The organism is Rhodococcus sp. (in: high G+C Gram-positive bacteria) (assembly GCF_049286785.1).
GTDB lineage: Bacteria > Actinomycetota > Actinomycetes > Mycobacteriales > Mycobacteriaceae > Rhodococcus_F.
Genome location: NZ_JBAQEO010000398.1, coordinates 1 through 5,214 on the forward strand (window position 1 = coordinate 1; position 5,214 = coordinate 5,214).

Consider the following 5,214-nt stretch of genomic DNA (forward strand, 5'->3'; position numbering starts at 1 on the left):
CCTTGCGGCACGAGAGGATAGCGCTCACGCAACCGCGCGTTACCGGCATCCAACGGCTGCCCGTAAGTGTGGCGCGACATCGACTCCACACCGCCCGCCACAACCACGTCCTGCCAGCCGGACAGAACACCGGTCGCCGCTGCCATCACCGCCTGCTGGCCACCACCGCAGAATCGGCTGAGGGTCAGGCCCGGTACCGTGACCGGCCAACCGGCGGTCAGGACGGCCGATCGAGCGATGTCGTTGGCATGGTCCCCGGCATGTTCGCCGTTCCCCATCACCACGTCCTCGACGTCTCGCGCGTCCAGCCCTCGCGCGGTGAGCTCGCGCAACAGTCCGCCGAGCAACTCCTGGGGATGCACGTCGTGCAGCGCACCCGACGCCTTACCCTTGCCACGGGGCGTACGGACGCCGTCGATGATCCACGCTTCACGCATATTTTCTCCTCGAATTCGGATTGGATACGCGCTCGCGAACAGCGCGTTCTCTGGTCAAAGCGAGATCAGGGCGTCACTGATCGATCCGGAGCGCACGGCAGCTCCGAGCTCCGCATGGAGACCCGAAGCACCCCCGAGAAGCGGTTCCAGGGTCAGCGCACGTCGCAGATAGCGGTGGAAGTCGTGTTCCCAGGTGAACCCCATGCCACCGAGTAGCTGCTGACACACTGCGCGAGCAGTGCGCGTGCAGCGCACTGCTGCCGCCTTCGCAAGTGCCGCACTCTCGGACCCCAGGTCCTCCCACGCCGCATCAGCAGACAAGGCCGCGACTTCATTCCACAGGTGCACGTCCGCCAGTTGATGTTTGACCGCCTGAAACGAGCCGAGGGCCTGGCCGAACTGGTTACGGCTACGCACGTGTTCGACCGTCATCACCTCCATGGCGGCCGCGACTGCGACAAGTTCGTGTGACAGAGCACGTCGACCCGCAGCGACCATGCGGTCCCAGACGTGAGTCGGATCGTCGCCGAGCGCGGCGGCATCGAACACCGTGTCCGCGGTCTGCATCGCCTCGACCCTGCGCCAGCCTGCGGCGGCATCGAGAGGTTCGCCCTCGATCACTTCGATCTGCCCGCACACGGCGAACGCCAGCTCGTCGGCACTGTCGAGACACGGAACCAGTACCCGTCCCGAACCCGACTGCACGACGCCGTCGATCTTCACTTCGCCGTCACCGATGTGACGACTACTCGGCCGATTCCCGCCCGACGCGGGCAGAACGACGCGCAGGTCAGCTGCAAGATCGTCTATCCCGGCCGCATGTAGCAGCACCTGGTCCAATGCCGAACCCGGTGTCAGGAGTCCACCCCGCAGCGAGAACAGGGCACTGACAGCCACCTGCGGATCGTCCTCCAGCAGCTCGATCCATCCGAACTCCTCGAGGGTCTCCCGCGAACGTGATGGGTCGGTTGTCAAGGCCTGTCGCAGGCTCTCGACAACCTGGGCGACGTCGTCGGCGTCCATATCGTCCTTTCCTCCAGCTGTCAGCGCGGCAGACCGAGCAGGCGCTCGGCGATGATGTTTCGTTGAATCTCTGCGGCCCCGCCGTAGATCGACGAGGCGCGGCTGTACAGGTAGTCGTTGCGCCACGCCTTCGCGGTCGCGTCCCCACCGAAGACGATGTCGTCACCGACACCGTTCAGAGCCGCATCGAACAGATACTTCTCGGCGGTCGACATCGCGAGTTTGTCGAGCGACGTTGTCGAACCCACCGGCACGCCCGCAGAAAGGGCACGAACGGTTCGCCTCGACAGGAGGCGAAGAGCAGTCAGCAGTTCGAGCGACTCGCCCACGACCGAGTCGGCGATCACCGAGGCCTTCGCGCCGGCCAGATCGTTCAACCGAGTGCGCAACCAGATCTGGCGCTGCCATGCCGCGGCGCCGCGCTCGCCGGCGAGTACGTACATGGCCACGGCCCAGCCGCCGTCCACGTCACCGAGCAAACGCTCCTCGGGGATCTCGACCTCGTCGAAATAGAGGGAACAGAACTCTTCGTCGCCGTTCATGCTCCGCAACGGGCTGATCTCGATACCCGGCGTGTCCATGTCCAACAGGAAAGCGGATATTCCGCGGTGGGCAGAGTCCGGACTGCCGGTGCGTGCCAGCAGCACACAGCGGTCGGCGAACTGCGCCCAACTGGTCCAGACCTTCTCCCCGGACACCCGCCATCCGGAGTCCGTGCGGACGGCCCTGAGCCGTAGCGACGCCAGATCGCTGCCCGCTCCGGGTTCCGAGAAACCCTGACACCAGGTCTCGTCGCCGCACAGCAGACGCGGCAGCACGTCGGCAGCCAGTTCGGGCCTCGCGAACTCGGCTACCGCGGGCCCGAGGACTTCTTGGGTTGCGAACGAGAACGGTGGCGGGTAGCCCGCAGCCGCAAGTTCCTCGCTCACGATGCTGCGCAGGATGGCGGTGCCACCGAGGCCGCCGATCGACTCCGGCCAGCCAAGCCGGATCCACCCCGAGTCGAACAGCATCCGCTGCAAATGGCGCAGCCGTTCGAACACATCGGTGACATCGCCGCCGGTCTCGCGGAACTTCTCGAGTTCGACGCTGTTCGACGACAGCCATGCCCGGAAAGCGGTCCGAGCCGCATCGACCGACTCCGGTACCTCCAGCGATGAGGAATCCGTCATGGTGCGATCGCCTCTTCTCGATCGGGCAACCCGAATTCGGCAAGTCGATCGGCTCTCGGACCCCAATCGTCCAGTACCTGTTGGGTGTCCTCGCCGGGGATTCGTGCCGGCGTCGGATCCGCTGCGGGTGTTCGGCTGAACCGTGGCGCCGGTGCCGGCTGTCGCAGCCCGGCGACCTCGACGAATCCTGAACGCGCCCGGCAGTGTTCGGCATCGGCGACCTCGCCCGGTGCCAGTACGGGGGATACACAGGCATCCAGCTCCGCGAACACCTGGGACCATTCTTCTCGCGTCCGGCTCGAGAACACGTCTTTGAGACGTGCACGTAACTCGCTCCACCGTTCACGTTCCATCTGTCCCGGCATGGTGGGATCCTTGTCGAGTCCCAACCCGATCAACAGCTGTTCGTAGAAGCGGCGTTCCAAGGCGCCCACCGCTACGTAGCGTCCGTCCGACGTCTCGTACGTGTCGTAGAAGGGGGCGCCGCCGTCGAGCAGGTTGGTGCCGCGATCGTCCGACCAGTTTCCGTCTGCCCGTACCCCGTGCACGAACGCGGTCAGGAGCGCGGCACCGTCGACCATCGCAGCGTCGACCACCTGGCCCAGGCCTGAATTCGTGCGCTCGTGAAGGGCGGCGAGAATTCCCACAGCCAACAGCATTCCGCCACCGCCGAAGTCACCGACCAGATTGAGCGGTGCAATCGGGCGTTCCCCTTCCCGCCCGATCGGCTCGAGGGCGCCGGCGACCGCGATGTAGTTGATGTCGTGGCCGGCGCGCGGAGCCAGCGGACCTTCCTGTCCGTATCCCGTCATCCGTGCGAAAACGAGACTCGGATTGTCCGACAGCAGTACGTCGGGCCCCAGTCCCAGTCGTTCCATCACGCCCGGCCGAAAGCCCTCGACGAGAACATCTGCCGAGGAGGACAGCTCGCGGACCAGCGCAATGCCCTCTGGTGATTTCAAATCCGCTGCGACGGAGCGTCGCCCGCGCACCAGCGGGTCGTTGCGCCGCCGGGGTTCACGTCCGGGTTTTCCTGGACGATCGACGGTGACCACATCGGCCCCGAGGTCGGAAAGAATCATGCACGCAAAAGGTGCGGGTGCCGCGCTCGCGATTTCGAGAATGCGCACACCGGCAAGTGGACCTGCCATCACTGCACCTCCCTGATCACGTGGCCGGCGCTTCCAGAATGTGGACCGCGCACGCGGAAGCCAGGCCGATGACGTGGGTCAGACCCACCTTGGCTCCGGCGATCTGGCGGTCGCCCGCCTCGCCGCGCAGGTGAGTGGCAACCTCGTAAAGGTTCGCGATTCCGGTCGCTCCGATCGGATGCCCCTTCGACAGCAGGCCGCCGGACACGTTGACCGGAGTCTTCCCGTCCCGCATCGGTGCCCCGGAGTCGATGAAGTCGCCCGCACCGCCCGGCTCGCACAGACGAAGATTGTCGTAGTGGAGCAGCTCGGCCGTCGCGAAGCAGTCGTGCAGCTCGACCAAGTCGAGATCTTCCGGTCCGACTCCCGCGGCCTCGTATGCCTGGTCCGCCGCCATCCGCGTCAGCGTGTTGACGTCGGGCTGTACCTGACCGCCCTCTGTCCAGGGATCGGAGGTCATCACCGATGCGGACACCTTGACGGCACGGCGGCGCACATCCGGATCGAGAGTCTTCAGTTTGGCGTCCGACACCAGAACGACCGCGGCGGCACCGTCACCTGTCGGGCAGCACATCGGCAACGTGTTGGGGTAGCTGATGACCTCGGCCGCGAGTACCTCCTCCAGCGAGAACTCCTTCTGATACTGCGCCAACGGATTCAGCGTCGAGTGCAGGTGGTTCTTGACGGCAACCTTGGCGAACTGTTCGGCGCTCACCCCGTGCGCGAGCGCGTACTCGGTGCCGGCCTGACCGAACACCCCCGGCATGAGGCCCGTGCCGATCAGACCCTCGGTCTTCACCACAGCTCCATAGCGCCCCTTGGGAGTGAATACCTTCTTCTCACCCGCCTTCTTCGCGGCGCCTCCGAGCATGCCCATCTTGCCCATTTTTTCGACGCCGACCGCGAGAGCCATGTCGCACTCACCTGCTTTGATGCCCATCATCGCAACCCGTACGGCGGTGGCTCCCGTGGCACATGCGTTCACCACGTTGAACACCGGTATTCCGGTCTGTCCGATCTGTTTCTGCAGGCGCTGACCGTTGTGCGAATTGGCCTCGTACACATTTCCCATCGCAAGCAGACCCATATCGGCCATCGACTGCCCGGAGTCGGCCAACGCATCCATCGACGCGGTGGATGCGAGGTCGAGCAGATCCTGGTCGGGGAACCGACCGAACTTGGTCATCGCAGCGCCGATGATCCAGATGTCGTCACTCATTCTCATGCTCCGATCGGTTCGTACCCGAAAGCCACCGCGGTGGTTCCGTCGTCGTCGGTGCCGGCATCGAACGTCACCAGGCGCACCTTGGTCTCAGGCTCGATCAGGGTCGGATCCGTGACCCCGACAAGATTGGCCTTGACCACTCCGCCACCCGCGAGTTCGATCACGGCCGAGGTGTAGGGGCCCGACTTGGAGCCGCGCTGCACAAC

At 65.2% G+C, this 5,214-nt stretch carries 5 protein-coding genes and 1 pseudogene; all 6 read right to left on the reverse strand.

What is annotated here, in order from left to right:
• Positions 1-437 (reverse strand): annotated as a pseudogene (locus tag WAW17_RS14945) (acetyl-CoA C-acyltransferase); the annotation flags it as partial.
• Positions 438-491: 54 nt separating this feature from the next.
• Positions 492-1,460, reverse strand: a complete 969-nt coding sequence (locus WAW17_RS14950; RefSeq protein WP_422333735.1) for an acyl-CoA dehydrogenase family protein — start codon at positions 1,458-1,460, stop codon at positions 492-494.
• Positions 1,461-1,480: 20 nt separating this feature from the next.
• The gene (locus tag WAW17_RS14955; protein WP_422333736.1) at positions 1,481-2,632 is read right to left on the reverse strand and encodes an acyl-CoA dehydrogenase family protein; all 1,152 of its coding nucleotides are present in this window, start codon (positions 2,630-2,632) and stop codon (positions 1,481-1,483) included.
• The gene (locus WAW17_RS14960; RefSeq protein ID WP_422333737.1) at positions 2,629-3,783 is read right to left on the reverse strand and encodes a CaiB/BaiF CoA transferase family protein; all 1,155 of its coding nucleotides are present in this window, start codon (positions 3,781-3,783) and stop codon (positions 2,629-2,631) included. Before WAW17_RS14960 ends, WAW17_RS14955 begins: the two co-directional genes overlap by 4 nt.
• A 16-nt stretch (positions 3,784-3,799) precedes the next feature.
• Positions 3,800-5,008, reverse strand: a complete 1,209-nt coding sequence (locus WAW17_RS14965) for a thiolase family protein (RefSeq protein ID WP_422333738.1) — start codon at positions 5,006-5,008, stop codon at positions 3,800-3,802.
• The coding region (locus WAW17_RS14970) for an OB-fold domain-containing protein (protein WP_422333739.1) at positions 5,005-5,214 on the reverse strand (210 nt) is incomplete at its 5' end. The genes WAW17_RS14965 and WAW17_RS14970, both read right to left, overlap by 4 nt.

Coding starts and splice junctions, on each gene's coding strand:
- WAW17_RS14960 (WP_422333737.1), bottom strand. CDS start 3,783: ATGGCAGGTCCACTTGCCGGTGTGCGCATTCTCGAAATCGCGAGCGCG.
- WAW17_RS14950 (WP_422333735.1), bottom strand. CDS start 1,460: ATGGACGCCGACGACGTCGCCCAGGTTGTCGAGAGCCTGCGACAGGCC.
- WAW17_RS14965 (WP_422333738.1), bottom strand. CDS start 5,008: ATGAGAATGAGTGACGACATCTGGATCATCGGCGCTGCGATGACCAAG.
- WAW17_RS14955 (WP_422333736.1), bottom strand. CDS start 2,632: ATGACGGATTCCTCATCGCTGGAGGTACCGGAGTCGGTCGATGCGGCT.